This is a genomic window from Roseitalea sp. MMSF_3546 (assembly GCF_030732865.1).
In the GTDB taxonomy this organism is placed as follows: Bacteria; Pseudomonadota; Alphaproteobacteria; order Rhizobiales; family Rhizobiaceae; genus Roseitalea.
The window spans coordinates 237,179-255,128 of the sequence record NZ_JASHKB010000002.1; the positions used below are offsets into that span (position 1 = coordinate 237,179).

Consider the following 17,950-nt stretch of genomic DNA (forward strand, 5'->3'; position numbering starts at 1 on the left):
CGGAACGAGCATGAGCGTCCTTCAGACACTGGTACTGGCCTCCGCGTCGCCCCGGCGCCTCGATCTGATGATGCAGGCCGGCATCGAGCCGGACCGGCTGCTGCCGACGCATATCGACGAAACGCCGCACCGGGCCGAGCATCCGCGCTCGCTCGCCCGCCGGCTGAGCCTGGAAAAGGCCAGGGCCGCGCTGAAGATCGTCAAGGACGAGCAGACCGACGCCGATCGGCAGGCGATCAAGGACGGCACCATGGCGATGCCGCACATCCTGGCTGCCGACACGGTGGTGGCCCGCGGCAGCAAGGTCATGCCCAAGGCCGACACGGTCGAGGACGCCACGCACTGCCTGCGCATGCTTTCGGGCCGGACGCACCGGGTCTATACCGGACTGGCGGTGATCGGCCCGTCGGGCAAGACCCGCCAGAGGATCGTGGAGACCCGCGTGCGCTTCCGGCGGCTGCCGCGCAGCGTGATCGACAGCTACATCGCCTCGGACGAGTGGCGCGGCAAGGCGGGCGGCTATGCCATTCAGGGGCTGGCGGGCACCTTCGTGGTCAAGCTGGTGGGATCATACACCAATGTCGTCGGGCTGCCGCTGGCCGAGACGGTGACGCTGCTGGGCACCGAGCGCTTCGACGTTTACATGAACTGGCATGCGGGAGGTGCGCGATGATGGCCAAGATCGAACCGCTCCGGCCAAAACGCGAATGCCCCGAATGCGGCAAGCCCTCGGCGCGCGAGACCTATCCGTTCTGCTCAGCGCGCTGCAAGAACATCGATCTCAATCGCTGGCTGTCGGGCGCCTATGTGATCCCGGCGCGCGATGACGAGGAGGACGAGCCGGCTCCGGCGAACCTGCACGACGAAGACAGCTCCCGATAAACCGTTTCTTGGCGCTTTCGAGCTAGCCTGCCCGGCGTCACTGGCGGGATGGGCGCATGCGCTTTGCGATGATCGGCACGGGGTTCGTGGCCGACTACTACATGACGACGCTGGCCAACCATGGCGGCCTGACGCCGACCGGCGCATGGGATCGCGACCGCGAGCGCCTCGGCCGGTTCTGCGCGCACTGGACGCTGACCGGCTACGAGACGTGCCAGGAGCTGCTCGGCGACAGCCGCGTCGACGCGGTGGCGGTGCTGACCGATCCGGGCAGCCATTACGAACTCGCAAAGGCCGCGCTCGATGCGGGCAAGCATGTCTATTGCGAAAAGCCGCTGGCGTTGACGCTGACCGAGGCGCGCAGGCTCGTCACGCTTGCCGATGCGCGCGGGCTGATCCTCGCCGGGGCCCCGGCGAACGCCTATTCGTCGGCCTTCGAACTGACGCGGGCGACGCTCGACAAGGGGGCCATCGGCGCGCCGAAACTGGTCTATGCCCAGATGGAGGACGGCGCGGTCTTCCGCGAAAGGTGGCGCCAGTGGCGTTCGGTGTCCGGGGCGCCATGGCCCGGCGCCCACGAGTTCGAGATCGGCTGCACGCTCGAACATGCCGGCTACGCGCTGAGCTGGCTGATCGGTCTGTTCGGCCCGATCCGGCGCATGGTCGGCCATTCGGGGGTGTTCTTCGCCGACAAGGGCGTCGGCGTGCCGGCGAACCGCATGGGGCGGGACTTCTCCACCGCGTGCCTGTTCTTCGACGATGGCGTGGTGGCGCGGCTGACCTGCGGGTTGTGCGCGCCGAAGGACCGCGCCCTGACCGTCATGGGCGACAGTGGGACGCTGACCGTCGCCGATCTGTGGGACGACCGCTCGGCGATCCACCTGGAGACTGCCGGCGGCGGGGCGGGGATCGGTGCGCGCATCGCCCGGCGGCTCGAGGCACGCGCCGGCCGGGTGCTGCCCTTCGCCTTTCCCGCCGGGCGACGGCTCTCCTACGGCGTCGGCAAGCGCCGCAAGGCACTGCCCGGCTTTCCCTCGCAGATCGATTTCAGTGCCGGGCTCGCGGCGGTCGCCGATTGCCGGGCGGGCAGGGGCAAGAGCCGGGCGCAGCTGGCGGCCGAGGCGCTGCATGTCACCGAAGCGGCGCTGGCGCTCGACGGCCTGGGCGCCTCGGGCGGCGCCTACGCGATGACGAGCGAGGTGTGAGCTTGCGCGGCCGGCGGCGAGGGCATACATCGAAAGGGCCAGTCGGCCGGGCAGCCGCGGCGTCCGGATGCCGAAAGGCGGGCGCCGAGGAAAGTCCGGGCTCCAGGAGCAACGGTGCCGGATAACGTCCGGCGGGGGCGACCCCAGGGAAAGTGCCACAGAAAGCAAACCGCCCGTCCGTATCGCCCGCGATACCGGCGGGTAAGGGTGAAAGGGTGGGGTAAGAGCCCACCGCGCGGCCGGTAACGGTCGCGGCACGGTAAACCCCACCGGGAGCAAGACCGAATAGGGACGGCATGGGCGCTTGCGCCCGATGCTCCAGCGCGCCGTCCGGGTAGGTTGCACGAGGCGTCCGGCGACGGGCGTCCCAGATGAATGGCTGCCGCGTCGCGCATCCGCGCGGCCCTACAGAACCCGGCTTACAGGCCGGCTGGCGCATCTTTCCCCCATCCGCCGACGCGCAGGGCGGCCGCAACGCTTCATTAAGGTTAACCGGGCATAAACCGTGAACGCCTGCGAAAACGCGCGCCGATCCCACGCGCAAAGCGGTCCGATGTCGGTTGTTCCCGTTGACGCCCATGACAGCCCATGATACCCCATATTCGAACGGCGTAAGCGTCTCTCAATCGTGTTTCAGTGCCGACGATCGCACATGCCCGGCATGGCCGGGGATGACGGGTCCGGTCGTCGCGCAGGCAGGGGGTTTCAGGCGCCGGAAGAAGACGATGCCCGGCGCGGGCGGCAGCGGGGCAAACCCCGCCACAATGGGGGCAGGCTTGGCATTGGCTTGGGGACGGGCCAGCGGGGCGTCATGGAAGGTCACCGGTCAGCGGGGCCGACATGACGCCCTTCAGACCCCGAACGGGGCGGAAGCAGCGGGTGTGGTGCGTGGACCGGTTTCTGTCCAATGCGGTGAACAGGATCGACGCCAAGGGGCGGGTTTCCGTGCCGGCGCATTTCCGGGCCGTCCTTCAGAAAAAGGATCTCGTCGACCTTTATGCGCTGCAGTCGATCGACATGCCGGCGATCGATGCGGGCGGGATGGATCTTCTGGAGCGTTACGAGGAGCGCCTTGCCGCGGACGACCCGTTCGCGCGGTCCTCCGACGACATGTCCTTTTACTGCCATGGCGACGGAGCCTTCCTGAAGATCGACTCGGCCGGCCGGATCACGGTGACCGACTTCATCCGCGAACATGCGGGGATCACCGATCACGTGCATTTCGTCGGGCGGGGGCGCTTCTTCCAGATGTGGGCGCCCGAGCGCTTCGCCGAGCATCGCCAGGCGGTGCGATCGCGGCTTCTGGCGCAGCGCGAGGCGCAGGCGTGAGCGGCCCGGTGCCGCATGTGCCGGTCATGCTGGCCGAAGTGCTGGCCGCGCTCGATCCCCGACCGGGCGAACGCCATGTCGACGGCACGTTCGGCGCCGGCGGCTATTCGCGCGCGATCCTTGCGGCGGGCGCCGATGTGATCGCCTTCGACCGCGACCCGGACGCGGTGGCCGGCGCGGCGGCGCTGGTTGCCGAACATCCGGGCCGGCTCGACGTGATCGAGGCGCCGTTTTCGACCATGGCCGACCATGTCGCGCCGGCATCGGTGCACGGGGTGGTGTTCGATGTGGGCGTCTCCTCCATGCAGCTCGATGAAAGCGCGCGCGGCTTTTCGTTCCGCAGGGACGGCCCGCTCGACATGCGCATGGCGCAATCGGGGCCGAGCGCGGCCGATGTCGTCAACGATTTCGACGTCAAGGACCTGATCCGCATCATCGGCATTCTGGGCGAGGAGCGCAACGCACCCGCGATCGCCCATGCCATCGAACGCGCGCGCGCGGACAGGCGCATCGAGACCACCGGCGCGCTCGTTGCCGTGATCGAGTCGGTGCAGCCGCGCCGGGCGCGCGATCCGATCCATCCGGCAACGCGCACCTTTCAGGGCCTGCGCATCTTCGTCAATGACGAGCTGCGCGAACTCGCGCGGGCGCTGTTCGCCGCCGAGCGCGTGCTCAGGCCGGGCGGCCGGCTAGTCGTGGTCAGCTTCCATTCGCTCGAGGACCGGATCGTCAAGCGCTTCATCCAGGACCGCACGACGCAGTCGGGCGGCTCGCGCCACCTGCCGGCAAGCGCGCCGCAGCCGCTGACCTTCGCCGTCACCGGCAAGGCCGTCGTCGCCGCCTCGAAGGCCGAGGCCGCCGACAACCCGCGCGCCCGCTCGGCCAAGCTGCGCGCGGCGACGCGCACCGGTGCCGACCCGCGCCCGGCGGACATGACCCTGTTCAGGCTGGCCGATCTGCCCTGGCCGCAGCGGGAGACCGGGGGAGGGGCGAAGCCATGATGCGCATCGTCAACGTTGCCATGGTCGGCATGGTCATCGCCGCGGCGACCTGGACCTATTCGGTCAAGCATGAAAGCGAGCAGCGGTTGGTCGAGATCCGCGGTCTTCAGCGTCAGATCGCGCTCGAAAAAGAGACCATCGAGCTTCTGCGCGCCGACTGGGCGCATCTGAGCCATCCGCAACGGCTGCAAAGGCTGGTCGAGCTTTATGCCGACGATCTGGGACTGGCGCCGGCCGAGGCGGACCAGTTCATCTCCGAGGCGGCGCTGCCCGGCCCGCCCGAGTTCGATCCGGGCGATGCGGTGGGCGACATCATTGCCGGCGAGGTCGACACCGGACTGTCGACCGGCGCCATCGACGGCGGGGGGCGGTGAGCATGGCCTTTGCCATACCCGGTCTCGGACTGCGCGGCGGCAAGGCGTCCGATGGCGGGCGCGGGCCGGCGACGCGCCGCGGCGACGCCATCATGCGCATGGGGCGCGGACGCATCGCCATCGCGATCGCCTGTTTCGTGGGCGTTTATGCGGTCATCGGCGGCCGGCTGGTCCAGTACGGGCTGACCGAACTCGACGACCAGGCGCGCTACGGCGTCAATGACAGGATCATGGCGGCGCGGCCCGACCTGCTCGACCGGCGCGGCAATCTGCTGGCCACCGATATCCGCGTGGCCTCGCTTTATGGCGAACCGCGCCGGATCATCGATCCGGACGAGGCGGTCGAGGCGCTGTCGAGCGTCCTGCCCGATGTCGACTACAAGGAGTGGCACCGCAAGCTGTCCTCGGGGGCGGGCTTTGTCTGGCTGCGGCGCGAGATCTCGCCCAAGGAGCAGGCGGCGGTGATGGCGCTCGGCATTCCGGGGATCGGGTTTCGCAACGAGACGCGGCGCTTCTATCCGGGCGGGCCGACGGCCTCGCACATTGTCGGGCTGGTCAATATCGACAATGCCGGCACCGCCGGCATCGAGAAGTTCGTCGACGACCAGGGCCTTGCAACGCTGCAGGAAATGGGGCTCGACCAGTCCGACGATCTGGAGCCGGTGCGCCTTTCGATCGATGCGGGCGTACAGCACATCGTGCGCGACGAACTGGTGCAGGCGATGGAACGCTACCAGGCGATCGCGGCGGGCGGCGTGGTGCTCGACGTGCGCACCGGCGAGGTCGTCGCCATGGTCTCGCTGCCCGACTACGACCCCAACAACCCGTTCAACGCGCTCGACAAGGACCGGCTCAATCGCATGTCGGCGGGCACCTTCGAGATGGGCTCGACGTTCAAGGCATTCACCACGGCGATGGCGCTCGATTCGGGTCAGGTCACGCTCGACAGCCGGTTCGACGCGCGCAAGCCGCTGCGCTTCGGCCGCTTCACGATCAACGATTTCCACGGCAAGAACCGCGTCCTGACGGTGCCGGAGACATTCATCTACTCGTCCAACATCGCCACCGCGCGCATGGCCGAGGTGATCGGGGTCGAGGGCCATCGCGCCTTTCTCAAGCGCATGGGCCTGCTCGACCGCATGGACACCCAGCTTCCCGAAGTGGCGCGCCCCACCGAGCCCGACCAGTGGAAGCAGCTCAATTCGGTGACGATCTCCTTCGGCCACGGCGTGTCGACCACGCCGCTCCAGACCGCGGTCGCCGCCGCCGCGCTCGTCAATGGCGGACGGCTGATCCCGCCGAGCTTCATCCCGCGCAGCCAGGACGCGGCCGACCGCGCCGCCACGCAGGTTCTCAAGCCCGAAACCAGCGCCATGATGCGCTATCTGTTCCGGCTCAATGTCGAGGAGGGGTCGGGCCGGCGCGCCGAGGTCGAGGGCCTGTTCGTCGGCGGCAAGACGGGAACCGCCGAAAAGGTGGTCAATGGCCGCTATTCGGGCGACCACCGCTTCAACGCCTTTCTGGCGGCCTTTCCGATGGACGACCCCGAATATGTGGTGCTCGTCATCATCGACGAGCCCAAGCCCGCCGAGGGCCAGTACAGCGCCACCGCCGGGCTGAACGCGGCGCCGACGACACGCGCCATCATTTCGCGGGCCGCGCCGGTGCTGCCGGTGACGCCACGGTATGACGTCGACCGCGACGCCTTGCTTGTGTCGTACTAGTTGGCAATAAGGAGCGAAATCCGCGGACCCGATCCGATGCAGTTTTCCGACCTGGCGCACATTGTCGACACACCCGCCGCCGCGCTGCCCGCCGGCGCGTTCTCTGGCGTGGGCGCCGATTCGCGGACCATCGGGCCGGGCGAACTCTTCGTCGCGGTCAGCGGGGCCAGGCATGACGGCACGGCCTTTGCCGGCGAGGCCGTCGCGCGCGGGGCGAGCGCGGTGCTGTGCGCGCCCGATGCCGACATCGCCGTCGACGTGCCGGTCATCCGGGCCGGCGACCCGCGCCGGGCGCTGGCACTGGTCGCCGCCGCGCTGGCCGGCCGCCAGCCCGAAACCATCGTCGCGGTGACCGGCACCGCCGGCAAGACCTCGGTCGCCGCCTTCACCCGCCAGATCTTCGACCATGCCGGGCTGAACGCCGCCTCGATCGGCACGACCGGTGTCGTCGCGCCCGCCAAGACCATCGAGGGCGCGCTGACCACGCCCGATCCGGTGCATTTGCACGCCATTCTGGCCGACCTGGCGGCAAGCGGCGTCACCCATGCGGCGATGGAGGCCTCCAGCCACGGCATCGAACAGCGCCGGCTCGACGGCGTGCGGCTGGCCGCGACGGCCTTCACCAATCTGGGCCGCGACCACCTCGACTACCATCGCGACATGCAGGCCTATTTCGCCGCCAAGATGCGCCTGTTCGACACGCTGGCGCAAAGCGGCTCCCCGGCGGTGATCTTCGCCGACGATCGCTGGTCGCAGCGGGCGGTGGCGGCGGCGCGCGGGGCCGGGCTCGAGATCGGCACGGTCGGCCGGGGCGGGGAGTTCATCTGCCTCAAGCGGCTCGAGCACGAACGCCACCGGCAGGTCGCCGAACTCGTCCATGACGGCCGGACCCATCGCATCGTGCTGCCGCTCGCCGGCGATTTCCAGATCGCCAATGCGCTGGTCTCGGCCGGGCTGGCGATCTCGGTGGGCGTGGCGCCCGAAATCGCGTTCGGCGCGCTCGAGGAGCTGAGGGGCGCGCCGGGCCGGCTCGAACTGGTCGGCACCACCGCCCAGGGCGCGGTGGTCTATGTCGACTACGCGCACAAGCCCGAGGCGCTCGAACAGGTGCTCGGCGCGGTGCGACCGTTCACGACGGGCAGGATCGCGGTGGTCTTCGGCTGCGGTGGCGACCGCGATCCGGGCAAGCGGCCGATCATGGGCGAAATCGCCCACAGGCTCGCCGACATCGTCTATGTCACCGATGACAATCCGCGCTCGGAAGATGCGGCCGAAATCCGCGCGGCGATCATGGCGGCGGCGCCCGATGCCATCGAGATCGGCGACCGGCGCGCGGCCATCCGGGCGGCGATCGGCGCGCTTTCGGCCGGCGACACGCTGGTGATCGCCGGCAAGGGACACGAGACCGGACAGACCACGGGCGCGGCGACGCGACCGTTCTCGGACCATGACGAGGCGCGCGCGGCGCTCGCCGAGGTTGCCGCATGAGCCAGACGGGGATCGGCACGGCAACGGCATCGGCGCCGCTGTGGACCGGCGCGGCGATGGCCGAGGCGATGGATGCGCGGCCGGTGCATGGCCTGCCCGAGGCGGTGACCGGCATTTCCATCGACACCCGCTCGCTGCAGCCGGGCGATGCGTTCTTCGCCATTGCGGGCGATACGCGCGACGGACACCAGTTCGCCTCCAAGGCCGTGGCGGCGGGCGCTTCGTGCCTTGTCGTGCAGGAGGGCAAGCTCGCCGCGCTCGGCCGGCAGACGCTGCCGCTGCTGGTGGTGCCCGACGTGCTGGAGGCGCTGCGCATGCTGGGCAGGGCGGCGCGGGCGCGCACCAAGGCCAAGGTCGTCGCGGTGACCGGATCGGCCGGCAAGACGACCACGAAGGAAGCGCTGCGCCATGTTCTGGAGCGTTGCGGCCGGGTGCACGCCTCGGTCAAGTCCTACAACAATCACTGGGGCGTGCCCCTGACGCTCGCCCGCATGCCCGCCGACACCGAATATGCGGTCTTCGAGATCGGCATGAGCCATGCCGGCGAGATCACGCCGCTGGTTCGGCAGGTGCGTCCGCATATCGGCATGGTCACGCTGATCGCGGCAGCGCATCTGGGCAATTTCAGGAATCTCGACGGCATCGCCCACGCCAAGGCGGAAATCTTCTCGGGTGTCGTCCGGGGCGGCACCGCGCTGATCAATCGCGACGACAAGCGCTTCAAGCTGCTCGCCGAACTGGCCGGCAAGGCGGGCGTGAACACGATCATCGGCTATGGCACCAGCCAGCGCGCCGACGCCCAGCTTCTGAACGCCAAGTACCTGGCCGACTGTTCGTGCGTGACGGCCAGGGTGTTCGGCGAGGAACTGGCCTTCAAGGTCGGCCTTCCGGGCCGTCACGTCGTCCACAACATGCTCGGCGTGCTCGCGGTGGCGCACCTTGTCGGCGCCGACATCACCCGGGTCGCGCACGCGCTGGCCGACCTGCCGGCGCCGGACGGGCGCGGCAAGCGCCTGACGATGAAGGCGGGGGCGGGCACCTTCACGCTCATCGACGAGAGCTACAACGCCAATCCGGCCTCGGTGGAAGCGGCGCTGGATCTGGTCGCCACGCTCGTCTCCGGCGGGCATGGCCGCCGCATCGCGGTGCTCGGCGACATGCTCGAACTGGGCAGCCATTCACGGAAGCTGCACGAGAACCTCGCCGCGCCGGTCGCCAAGGCGGGCCTGGACAAGCTCTATCTGGCCGGTCCCGAAATGGCCGCCCTGGCCGAAAAGCTGGGCGAGGCGCCATTGGAGGTCATCCATCACCACAGTGTCGACACGCTTGGCGAGCAACTGGCCGAGGATGTGCGCGCCGACGATGTCGTCATGATCAAGTCGTCCAACGGAATGGGCTTTTCCCGGCTCGTCAGCCTGTTTGAACGAGCCGATGCGCCCGATGCCGGCTGAATGCGGGTCGGGCGGACAGGGAAAGGACAGGAATGCTCTTTTGGTTGACCGAGTTCTCGGACCAGTTCCAGATACTCAATCTGTTCCGCTACATCACCTTCCGGACCGGCGGGGCGCTGCTGACATCGGCCTTCATCGTGTTCCTGTTCGGCCCGCGCATCATCTCGGTCCTGCGCCTGCGGCAGGGGCGCGGCCAGCCGATCCGCGCCGACGGGCCGCAGACCCATTTCAAGAAGGCCGGAACGCCGACCATGGGCGGTCTGATGATCCTGACCGGCATCATCGGCGCGACGCTGTTGTGGGGGAATTTGGGCAATCCGTATGTCTGGGTCGTGATGGCGGTGACGCTCGGCTTCGGCGCGATCGGCTTTTACGACGACTACCTCAAGGTCACCAAGCAGACCGACAAGGGCTTTTCGGGCCGCTCGCGGCTGGCGCTGGAATTCCTGATCGCCAGCTTTGCCGCCTACATGATCATGCGCGCCGGCAATGCGCCGTTCTCGTCGAGCCTGGCCTTTCCCTTCTTCAAGGACCTGCTGTTCAATCTGGGGGTCTTCTTCATCCCGTTCGCCGCCTTCGTCATCGTCAGCGCCGGCAATGCGGTGAACCTGACCGACGGACTCGACGGGCTCGCCATCGTGCCGATCATGATCGCGGCCGCCTCGTTCGGCGTGATCGCCTATCTTTCGGGAAACGCCATCTTCGCCGACTATCTGCAGATCCATTTCGTCCCCGGCACCGGCGATCTGGCGGTGATCCTGGGCGCGGTGATCGGGGCGGGCCTGGGCTTTTTGTGGTTCAACGCGCCGCCGGCGGCGATCTTCATGGGCGATACGGGTTCACTCGCCCTTGGCGGGCTGATCGGGGCGGTGGCCGTCGCCACCAAGCACGAGATCGTCATGATCATCATCGGCGGTCTGTTCGTGATCGAAGCGCTGTCGGTGATCATCCAGGTCGCCCATTACAAGGCGACCGGACGCCGGGTCTTCCTGATGGCGCCCATCCACCACCATTTCGAGAAGATGGGCTGGACCGAAAGCCAGGTGGTGATCCGGTTCTGGATCATCGCCGTCATTCTGGCGCTGATCGGCCTGTCCACATTGAAGTTGCGCTGAGTTCGACGGCGCTGAAAGGCAGTATTGCATGATTTCCATTTCGACATTTTCCGGCCGCTCGGTGGCGCTGTTCGGCCTTGGCGGCTCGGGCCGGGTGACGGCGCGGGCGCTGGCGGCGGGCGGGGCGCAGGTCACAGCCTTCGACGACAACCCCGACAGCGTCGCCGCCGCGGCCGCCGAAGGGATCGGCACCGCCGATCTGCATGGGGCCGACTGGTCGGGCTTCGACGCGCTCGTGCTCGCGCCCGGCGTGCCGCTGACGCACCCCAAGCCGCACTGGACCGTCGACAAGGCCAGGGCCGAAAACGTGCCGATCATCGGCGATATCGACCTCTTCTGCCGCGAGCGGGCCAAGATCGCTCCGCACGCGCCGTTCGTCGCCGTCACGGGCACGAACGGCAAGTCGACGACAACGGCGCTGATCGCCCATATCCTCAGGCGTGCGGGCCGCGACGTGCAGATGGGCGGCAATATCGGCGTGCCGGTGCTGGCGCTCGATCCGCCCGCCAAAGGCCGGATCCATGTGCTCGAATGCTCCTCCTTCCAGATCGATCTTGCGCCCTCGCTCGATCCCACGGTCGGCATCCTGCTCAACATCTCGCCCGATCACCTCGATCGCCACGGCACGATGGAAAACTATGCCGGCATCAAGAAACGGCTTGTGACCGGTGCCCGCAAGGCGGTGATCGGCGTCGACGATGTGTGGTGCCGCACCGCCGCCGAGGAGGCCGAGGGCGCCGGCGTCAGCGTCGAGCGCATCAGCGCGATCGGCGACCGCCACGAGATCGACCTGACCAATGCCGCCGCGCTGCGCGGCGACCACAACCGGCAGAACGCGCTGGCGGCCGCCCATGCCTGCCGCATGCTGGGGCTGGAGGAAGCCGATATCCAGGCCGGGCTCGAGGATTTCCCCGGCCTCGAGCATCGCATGCAGATCGTCGCCCGACGCGAGCGCGTGCTGTTCGTCAACGACTCCAAGGCGACCAACGCCAATGCGGCGGCCAAGGCGCTGTCGAGCTTTCGCGACATCCACTGGATTGCCGGCGGGCTGGCCAAGGAGGGCGGCATCGCCTCGCTGTCGCCGCTGTTCGGCCGTGTCGCCAAGGCGTATCTGATCGGCGAGGCCGCGCCTGCCTTCGCCGCAACGATCGGCGAGCGCCTGCCCTTCGAAATCTCGGCGAGCATCGATGTCGCCGTGCGCCGCGCCGCCGCCGATGCGGCGCAGGCCGAGGCCGACGAGCCCGTCGTGCTGCTGGCGCCGGCGGCGGCGAGCTTTGACCAGTTCGGCAATTTCGAGGAGCGCGGCCGGGCCTTCGTCGATGCAGTGGCGATCCTCGACGGGGTGGACGCGCCCATGGTGCCGGTCGATCCGGTTCCCGCCGATCCCGGGCAGCCGGCCGAAGCGCCCATCGTCGAGCACACGACCGATCCCGAGCCCGGCGAGGAAATCGTCGCCGAGGCCGCCGAGGCCGTCGAGGCCGCGGAGGTTGAAGCGGGCGACGCGCCCGCCGACGCGCAATCGGCGGCGCCCGTCGCGCCCGTGGCCGACATGGACACTGCCGAAAGCGAGGCGGACCATCGCGAGGCGGCGGAAACGCCGGTGGACACGCAAGGCGGCACCGATGCGCACGAGGACGAGCCGGCGCCGCCGGTCGCGGCCGGCGATGACGACGATGTGCCGGCCCTGGAGGGGCTCGACGCCGACGACGAACTCGCCCGGCTGGCCGATGAACTCGAGCGCGCAAATGGCGGCGGCGAGCGCGTCCACGAGGCGGACGCCATGGGCCGGGACGAAACGCTCAGGGAGGATGAGGATGTACCGTCGCAGTGATCGCAGCGCGGTCGCCGACTGGTGGTGGACCGTCGACCGCTGGTTTCTGGCCGCCTTCGCCGTGCTGATCGGCTTCGGCATCGTTCTTTCGTTTGCCGCCAGCCCGGACGTCGCCGAGCGGATCGGGCTCGACACCTTCCATTTCGTGGAGCGGCACGCCATCTTCGTGGTGCCGGCGATCGCGGTGATGATCGGCGTGTCGTTCCTCGATGACCGGCAGATCCGGCGCATGGCGCTGATCGTGCTCGCCGGCTCGGTGGTGCTGATGCTGGCGGCGCTGTTCTTCGGCGTCGAAGTCAAGGGCTCGCGGCGCTGGGTGCGCATTGCCGGCATCTCGGTGCAGCCATCGGAGTTCGCCAAGCCCGCCTTCGTGATCATCTGCGCCTGGCTGTTCGCCGAGCATCTGCGCCGGCCGGACATTCCGGGCAATCTTCTGGCCGGCGTGCTGTTCGCCGCGATCGCCGCGCTGCTGGTCGCCCAGCCCGATCTGGGCCAGACGGTGCTGGTGGCGGCGACATGGGGCGCGATGTTCTTTCTGGCCGGCATGTCTTGGCTGTGGATCGCCGTGCTCGGCGCGATCGGCGCGGCCGGCCTGATCGGCGCCTATGTGTTGTTGCCGCACGTGGCCAACCGCATCGACCGGTTCTTCACCGGCCAGGGTGACACGTTCCAGGTCGACACCGGCCGCGAGGCGATCGTGCGCGGTGGTTGGTTCGGACAGGGGCCGGGCGAGGGGACGATCAAGCGCATCCTGCCCGACAGCCACACCGATTTCGTCTTTGCCGTGCTCGCCGAGGAGTTCGGCATCGTGCTGTGCATGGCGCTGGTTGCGGTGTTCGCCTTCATCGTGCTGCGCGGGCTGCTCAAGTCGGTGCGCGAGGAGGACCATTTCCGGCGGCTGGCCGTCAGCGGCCTGGTCGTGCTGATCGGACTTCAGTCGATGATCAACATCATGGTCAATCTGCAATTGCTGCCGGCCAAGGGCATGACGCTGCCGTTCGTGTCCTATGGCGGCTCGTCCATGGTGGCGGTGGCAATCTCGGCCGGCATCATCCTGGCGCTGACGCGACGGCGGCCCCAGACGCGGTTCGCCCATGTGCGCTTTTCGGGCCTGGCGGCGGCGTCGTGACGGTCGCCTATTTGCCGAACAGGGCCTTTCTGAGGACGGCGTTGGCGCGGGTCTGCCAGCCGCGCCCGTCCTTCTTCAACTCCGCGAGCACGTCCGGGTCGAGCGACAGGGTCACGCGTCTCTTGCGCCGCTCGGGCGGAAGCGGCGGGCGGCCGGGCCTGGCACGCGCAAACTCGGCCTCGGTCAGGGGCGGATTGTCGGGGTCGGAAGCGGCCGCCTCGGACAGGCGAGCAGCCTCCGCCTCGGTCATGGACTTGAGCGATGCGCGCGCCTTGGCGCGGCTCTCAGGCGTACGGCGGTCGGCGCGCAGTCTAATGTTCCGCATGGTACAGTCTCGTTTCTTCCGGCGTCGCTCGTCGCAACGAGATCAGTCGCATTGCTTCGCCGCGTTCGGTGTAGATCAGCACGTGCAATTGCACCCCGATGAACCCGATCGCCATGATCCGCTCTTCGCCATCCTGAGCCATCTCGGTGACGTCGAACTCGATGCAGGTTCCGAAATCGAACCGTTCGACCTCGGTGAAGTCCACCCGATGCTTGGCCCTGTTCCGCCGCGCCTTGTCGGCGTCCCATTCGAACATCGCGCCGTCCTCGCCCGCCACATTAATATATGCATAAAAAGTTTGGGCGCAAGCCGGACCGGGGGCATGGTTGTTGCCCGGCGACGCGAACGAGCCGGGAAGGCACGAGATGGCTGAAAGCGGCACGATCCTTCTTTCGGCGGGCGGCACCGGCGGGCATCTGTTTCCCGCCCAGGCGCTGGCGCATGAACTGGTCGGCCGGGGCTGGCAGGTGCATCTGGCCACCGATGAACGGGCGCGGCACTATGCCGAGGATTTTCCCGGCGAGGGGCTGCATGTCATCCGCTCGGCGACGCCCTCGGGCAAGAATCCGTTCGCGCTGATCAGGGCTGGCCTGGCGCTGTTCGCCGGCATGCGCCAGTCACGGATCCTGCTTTCAAAGCTCAAGCCGGCGGCGGTGGTCGGCTTTGGCGGCTATCCCACCGTGCCGCCGCTGATCGCCGCGTCGGGCGCCTTTCCGACCATCATCCACGAGCAGAACGCGGTGATGGGCCGGGCCAACCGGCTGCTCGCGCGCCGCGCCACGGCGATCGCGGGCGGGTTTCTGGCCGCGACAGGCGAGCATGCGGGCAAGATCGTCGTCACCGGCAATCCGGTGCGCCCGCCGGTGATCGAAGCGGCCGGCACGCCCTATGCGCCGCCCGATAAAGACGGACCGGTGCGGCTCGTCGTCTTCGGCGGAAGCCAGGGCGCGCGGTTCTTCTCCGAGGCCATGCCGGCGGCGATGGAACTGCTGTCCGACGATCTGCGCGCGCGCGTTGAAATCACACAGCAGGCCCGGCCCGAGGACGAAACCGCGGCGAAGTCGGTCTACGAGATGCTGCGCGTTTCGGCCGAACTCGCGCCGTTCTTCGACGATCTGCCCGATCGCGTCGCCAGGGCGCATCTGGTGCTGGCGCGCTCGGGCGCCTCCACGGTCTCGGAGATCGCGGTCATCGGCCGGCCGGCGATCCTGGTGCCCTATCCGCATGCCCTCGATCACGACCAGGCGGCCAATGCCGCAGCACTCGAAGCGGCCGGCGGGGCGCTCGTGCGCCGCCAGTCGGAGCTGATGCCGGAGGCGATTGCCGGGGAGATCGCGCGGCTTGTCGCCGATCCCGACGCGCTGGCGACGATGGCGGCGAACGCCAGGCAGGCGGGCCGGCCCGATGCCGCCGCCTTGCTTGCCGACCTGACGGAAGCTATTGCCAGGGGCCAGTCGCCGGCCGACTTTCGCGCCCGGCAAGCCTGATCCGAACCTGAGGACGAACCCATGAAGATGCCGCAGAATATCGGTGTGGTGCATTTCGTCGGGATCGGCGGCATCGGTATGAGCGGCATCGCCGAGATGCTGCACAATCTGGGCTATGCCGTGCAGGGCTCGGACCAGACCGATGGCGCCAACCAGCAGCGCCTGCGCGACAAGGGCATCGCGGTGTTCGTCGGCCATGACGCGGCCCATCTGGGCGAGGCCGAGGTGGTCGTCGTCTCCACCGCCATCAAGGCGGACAATCCCGAGGTCAGGGCGGCGCGCGAAAAGCTGCTGCCGATCGTGCGGCGCGCCGAGATGCTCGCCGAGATCATGCGCTTCCGCAATGCCATTGCCATCGGCGGCACGCATGGCAAGACGACCACGACTTCCATGGTCGCGGCGCTGCTCGAGGCCGGCGGGCTCGATCCGACGGTCATCAATGGCGGCATCATCAACGCCTATGGCACCAATGCGCGCATGGGCGAGGGCGACTGGATGGTGGTCGAGGCGGACGAGAGCGACGGCACCTTTCTCAAGCTGCCCGCCGAAATCGCCGTGATCACCAATATCGATCCGGAACACCTTGACCATTACGGCTCGTTCGACGCGGTGCGCGACGCGTTCCGGCAATTCGTCGAGAACGTGCCGTTCTACGGCTTCGGTGTGGCCTGCATCGACCATCCGGAGGTTCAGGCGCTGATCAGCCGCGTGACCGACCGGCGGCTGGTCACCTATGGCCAGAACCCGCAGGCCGATGTGCGCTTCACCCCGCGCGGCATGGACGGCGCGGTGTCGCTGTTCGACGTGACGATCCGCGATCGCAAGACGGGCGCGACGACCGCGCTCGATGGCCTGCGCCTGCCCATGCCGGGCACGCACAACGTGGCCAACGCCACAGCCGCCATCGCCGTCGCCGATGCGCTCGGGCTCCCGCACGAGGCGATCCGGCGCGGGCTGTCCTCATTCGGCGGGGTCAAGCGCCGCTTCACCCAGACCGGCGCGTGGAACGGGGTGTGCGTTTTCGACGATTACGGCCACCATCCGGTCGAGATCCGGGCCGTGCTGGCGGCCGCGCGCGAGGCGGCGGGCGATGCGCGGGTGTTTGCCGTCATGCAGCCGCATCGCTATACGCGCCTGCGCGATCTCTATGACGATTTCGCCGCCTGCTTCAACCAGGCCGACACGGCGCTGATCGCGCCGGTCTATCCGGCCGGCGAAGCGCCGATCGAAGGCGTTGACGCCGAGGGACTGGTCGAGCGCATGCGCGCCGGCGGGCACAAGGATGCACGGCGGATCGGCGGGCCCGAGGACGTCGCGCCGGTCATTCGCGGCGAGGCCGGACCCGGCGACTTCGTCGTCTATCTGGGCGCGGGCAACATCACCCAGTGGGCCTATGCGCTGCCCGGCGAGCTTGCGGGCGAGGCGGCATGACCGTGGTCGACGGCGAGGCGCTATGGGCGCGGCTGGCGCCGGCCATGCCGGACGTTCGCGGGCGGCTCAAGCCGAACGCGCCGATGAGCGAGATCACCTGGTTCCGCACGGGCGGGCCGGCCGAAATCCTGTTCCAGCCGGCCGATGCCGACGACCTTGCCGCCTTCCTCGCCGCACTGCCGACGCAGGTCCCGGTTCTGGTGGTCGGCGTCGGCTCGAACCTTCTGGTGCGCGACGGCGGCATCAAGGGCGTGGTCATCCGCCTGTCGGCGAAGGGCTTCGGGCAGATCGAGACCCTTGAGGGCAACCGCATAAGGGCCGGCGCGGCGGTGCCCGACAAGCGCCTGGCGGCGGCGGCGTTGAAGGCCGGTATCGGCGGGTTCCACCACTATCACGGCATTCCGGGCTCGGTCGGCGGGGCGCTGCGGATGAATGCCGGGGCCAATGGAGTCGAGACGCGAGAACGTGTGGTGGAGGTCGAGGCGGTCGACCGGCAAGGGCGCAAGCTGACGCTCACCAACGAGGAAATGGGCTATTCCTACCGGCATTCGTCGGCGCCGGCCGATCTCGTCTTCACTTCGGCTGTCTTTCAGGGCTACAGCGAGGACAGGGCGATCATCGCCAGGATGATGGACGCGGTGCAGCACCATCGCGAGACGGTGCAGCCCGTCAGGGAAAAGACGGGCGGGTCGACCTTCAAGAACCCGCCGGGCACGTCGGCCTGGAAGGAAGTCGATGCCGCCGGCTGCCGCGGGTTGATGATCGGGGCCGCGCAGATGAGCCCGATGCACTGCAACTTCATGATCAATACCGGCGCGGCGACCAGCCATGACCTGGAAACGCTCGGCGAGACGGTGCGCACGCGGGTGCTCGATCATTCGGGCATCCGGCTCGAATGGGAGATCAAGCGCGTGGGCGAATTCGGCGATGACGAGGAGCCGGTGCAGCCGTTTCTTGGACGGATGCTGTGAGACGGGCCCACCGGTTCGTGTCCATCCGTTGCGAGCGCATCCGGTAGGCGGCGGGACCGACCCGACGGGCGAAGCGATCATCGCGCGCGTGCGCCACCGCCGCGACGGCCGGGCGGGCGTCACCTGATCGGCCGGCCGCAGCGGCCCGATTGCCCCGGTGACAAGAATCGGCTTGGCACGCCGTTTTCGGCGGCGTAGAGGCGGGCG

General features: G+C 68.6%; 16 protein-coding genes, 1 other RNA gene and 1 pseudogene. 16 read left to right on the top strand and 2 right to left on the bottom strand.

Annotated features, from left to right (window positions below; all coding sequences use genetic code 11):
* Positions 1-10: 10 nt before the first annotated feature.
* From RBB34_RS03020 to ftsW, 13 genes and pseudogenes are all read left to right on the top strand, one after another.
* Positions 11-673 (top strand): Maf family nucleotide pyrophosphatase, encoded by a 663-nt coding sequence (locus RBB34_RS03020; protein ID WP_306117710.1) that lies wholly within the window; start codon positions 11-13, stop codon positions 671-673.
* Positions 670-882 (top strand): DNA gyrase inhibitor YacG, encoded by a 213-nt coding sequence (gene yacG / locus RBB34_RS03025; protein WP_306117711.1) that lies wholly within the window; start codon positions 670-672, stop codon positions 880-882. Before RBB34_RS03020 ends, yacG begins: the two co-directional genes overlap by 4 nt.
* Positions 883-938: 56 nt before the next feature.
* Positions 939-2,087, top strand: a complete 1,149-nt coding sequence (locus RBB34_RS03030) for a Gfo/Idh/MocA family oxidoreductase (RefSeq protein ID WP_306117712.1) — start codon at positions 939-941, stop codon at positions 2,085-2,087.
* A 38-nt stretch (positions 2,088-2,125) separates the two neighbouring features.
* Positions 2,126-2,525: RNase P RNA component class A (gene rnpB / locus RBB34_RS03035), an RNA gene on the top strand.
* Between the two features lie 450 nt (positions 2,526-2,975).
* Complete coding sequence (gene mraZ / locus RBB34_RS03040) at positions 2,976-3,416, top strand: division/cell wall cluster transcriptional repressor MraZ (RefSeq protein WP_306117713.1); 441 nt, start codon at positions 2,976-2,978, stop codon at positions 3,414-3,416.
* Positions 3,413-4,417 carry a 16S rRNA (cytosine(1402)-N(4))-methyltransferase RsmH gene (gene rsmH, locus RBB34_RS03045; RefSeq protein ID WP_306117714.1) on the top strand — a complete coding sequence of 335 codons (1,005 nt, stop codon included), beginning with the start codon at positions 3,413-3,415 and terminating at the stop codon, positions 4,415-4,417. The genes mraZ and rsmH overlap by 4 nt, the downstream gene beginning before the upstream one ends.
* The gene (locus RBB34_RS03050) at positions 4,414-4,791 is read left to right on the top strand and encodes a hypothetical protein (RefSeq protein ID WP_306117715.1); all 378 of its coding nucleotides are present in this window, start codon (positions 4,414-4,416) and stop codon (positions 4,789-4,791) included. The genes rsmH and RBB34_RS03050 overlap by 4 nt, the downstream gene beginning before the upstream one ends.
* A 2-nt stretch (positions 4,792-4,793) precedes the next feature.
* Entirely contained in the window at positions 4,794-6,515 is a 1,722-nt protein-coding gene (locus RBB34_RS03055) for a penicillin-binding protein 2 (RefSeq protein WP_306117716.1), read from the top strand.
* 36 nt (positions 6,516-6,551) lie between these two features.
* Entirely contained in the window at positions 6,552-8,003 is a 1,452-nt protein-coding gene (locus tag RBB34_RS03060) for a UDP-N-acetylmuramoyl-L-alanyl-D-glutamate--2,6-diaminopimelate ligase (RefSeq protein ID WP_306117717.1), read from the top strand.
* Complete coding sequence (locus tag RBB34_RS03065; protein ID WP_306117718.1) at positions 8,000-9,454, top strand: UDP-N-acetylmuramoylalanyl-D-glutamyl-2,6-diaminopimelate--D-alanyl-D-alanine ligase; 1,455 nt, start codon at positions 8,000-8,002, stop codon at positions 9,452-9,454. Before RBB34_RS03060 ends, RBB34_RS03065 begins: the two co-directional genes overlap by 4 nt.
* Positions 9,455-9,486: 32 nt before the next feature.
* Positions 9,487-10,569 carry a phospho-N-acetylmuramoyl-pentapeptide-transferase gene (gene mraY, locus RBB34_RS03070; RefSeq protein WP_306117719.1) on the top strand — a complete coding sequence of 361 codons (1,083 nt, stop codon included), beginning with the start codon at positions 9,487-9,489 and terminating at the stop codon, positions 10,567-10,569.
* A gap of 28 nt (positions 10,570-10,597) precedes the next feature.
* Positions 10,598-11,914, top strand: a pseudogene (gene murD / locus RBB34_RS03075) (UDP-N-acetylmuramoyl-L-alanine--D-glutamate ligase); the annotation flags it as partial.
* A gap of 469 nt (positions 11,915-12,383) precedes the next feature.
* A complete protein-coding gene (gene ftsW, locus RBB34_RS03080; RefSeq protein WP_306117720.1) occupies positions 12,384-13,529 on the top strand; it encodes a putative lipid II flippase FtsW in 1,146 nt (381 codons plus the stop codon).
* Positions 13,530-13,536: 7 nt separating this feature from the next.
* On the opposite strand, the gene RBB34_RS03085 is transcribed toward ftsW, so the two are convergent.
* The gene (locus RBB34_RS03085; protein ID WP_306117721.1) at positions 13,537-13,854 is read right to left on the bottom strand and encodes a BrnA antitoxin family protein; all 318 of its coding nucleotides are present in this window, start codon (positions 13,852-13,854) and stop codon (positions 13,537-13,539) included.
* Entirely contained in the window at positions 13,841-14,236 is a 396-nt protein-coding gene (locus RBB34_RS03090) for a BrnT family toxin (protein WP_306117722.1), read from the bottom strand. The genes RBB34_RS03085 and RBB34_RS03090 overlap by 14 nt, the downstream gene beginning before the upstream one ends.
* Between RBB34_RS03090 and murG the strand changes: the two genes are divergently transcribed.
* From murG to murB, 3 genes are read left to right on the top strand one after another with little or no spacing between them, the layout of a single operon-like run.
* Entirely contained in the window at positions 14,220-15,341 is a 1,122-nt protein-coding gene (gene murG, locus RBB34_RS03095; protein ID WP_306117723.1) for an undecaprenyldiphospho-muramoylpentapeptide beta-N-acetylglucosaminyltransferase, read from the top strand. The genes RBB34_RS03090 and murG overlap by 17 nt on opposite strands.
* Before the next feature lie 21 nt (positions 15,342-15,362).
* Positions 15,363-16,772 carry a UDP-N-acetylmuramate--L-alanine ligase gene (gene murC, locus RBB34_RS03100; protein WP_306117724.1) on the top strand — a complete coding sequence of 470 codons (1,410 nt, stop codon included), beginning with the start codon at positions 15,363-15,365 and terminating at the stop codon, positions 16,770-16,772.
* Positions 16,773-16,774: 2 nt separating this feature from the next.
* The gene (murB, locus tag RBB34_RS03105) at positions 16,775-17,743 is read left to right on the top strand and encodes a UDP-N-acetylmuramate dehydrogenase (RefSeq protein ID WP_306117816.1); all 969 of its coding nucleotides are present in this window, start codon (positions 16,775-16,777) and stop codon (positions 17,741-17,743) included.
* Positions 17,744-17,950 lie beyond the last annotated feature (207 nt).

Excerpts from the sequence above, each read along its gene's own strand:
- murC (WP_306117724.1), top strand. The coding sequence starts at position 15,363 with ATGAAGATGCCGCAGAATATCGGTGTGGTGCATTTCGTCGGGATCGGC.
- murG (WP_306117723.1), top strand. The coding sequence starts at position 14,220 with ATGGCTGAAAGCGGCACGATCCTTCTTTCGGCGGGCGGCACCGGCGGG.
- mraY (WP_306117719.1), top strand. The coding sequence starts at position 9,487 with ATGCTCTTTTGGTTGACCGAGTTCTCGGACCAGTTCCAGATACTCAAT.
- RBB34_RS03050 (WP_306117715.1), top strand. The coding sequence starts at position 4,414 with ATGATGCGCATCGTCAACGTTGCCATGGTCGGCATGGTCATCGCCGCG.
- RBB34_RS03085 (WP_306117721.1), bottom strand. The coding sequence starts at position 13,854 with ATGCGGAACATTAGACTGCGCGCCGACCGCCGTACGCCTGAGAGCCGC.
- RBB34_RS03060 (WP_306117717.1), top strand. The coding sequence starts at position 6,552 with ATGCAGTTTTCCGACCTGGCGCACATTGTCGACACACCCGCCGCCGCG.
- RBB34_RS03020 (WP_306117710.1), top strand. The coding sequence starts at position 11 with ATGAGCGTCCTTCAGACACTGGTACTGGCCTCCGCGTCGCCCCGGCGC.
- RBB34_RS03030 (WP_306117712.1), top strand. The coding sequence starts at position 939 with ATGCGCTTTGCGATGATCGGCACGGGGTTCGTGGCCGACTACTACATG.
- ftsW (WP_306117720.1), top strand. The coding sequence starts at position 12,384 with ATGTACCGTCGCAGTGATCGCAGCGCGGTCGCCGACTGGTGGTGGACC.
- RBB34_RS03055 (WP_306117716.1), top strand. The coding sequence starts at position 4,794 with ATGGCCTTTGCCATACCCGGTCTCGGACTGCGCGGCGGCAAGGCGTCC.
- RBB34_RS03065 (WP_306117718.1), top strand. The coding sequence starts at position 8,000 with ATGAGCCAGACGGGGATCGGCACGGCAACGGCATCGGCGCCGCTGTGG.
- yacG (WP_306117711.1), top strand. The coding sequence starts at position 670 with ATGATGGCCAAGATCGAACCGCTCCGGCCAAAACGCGAATGCCCCGAA.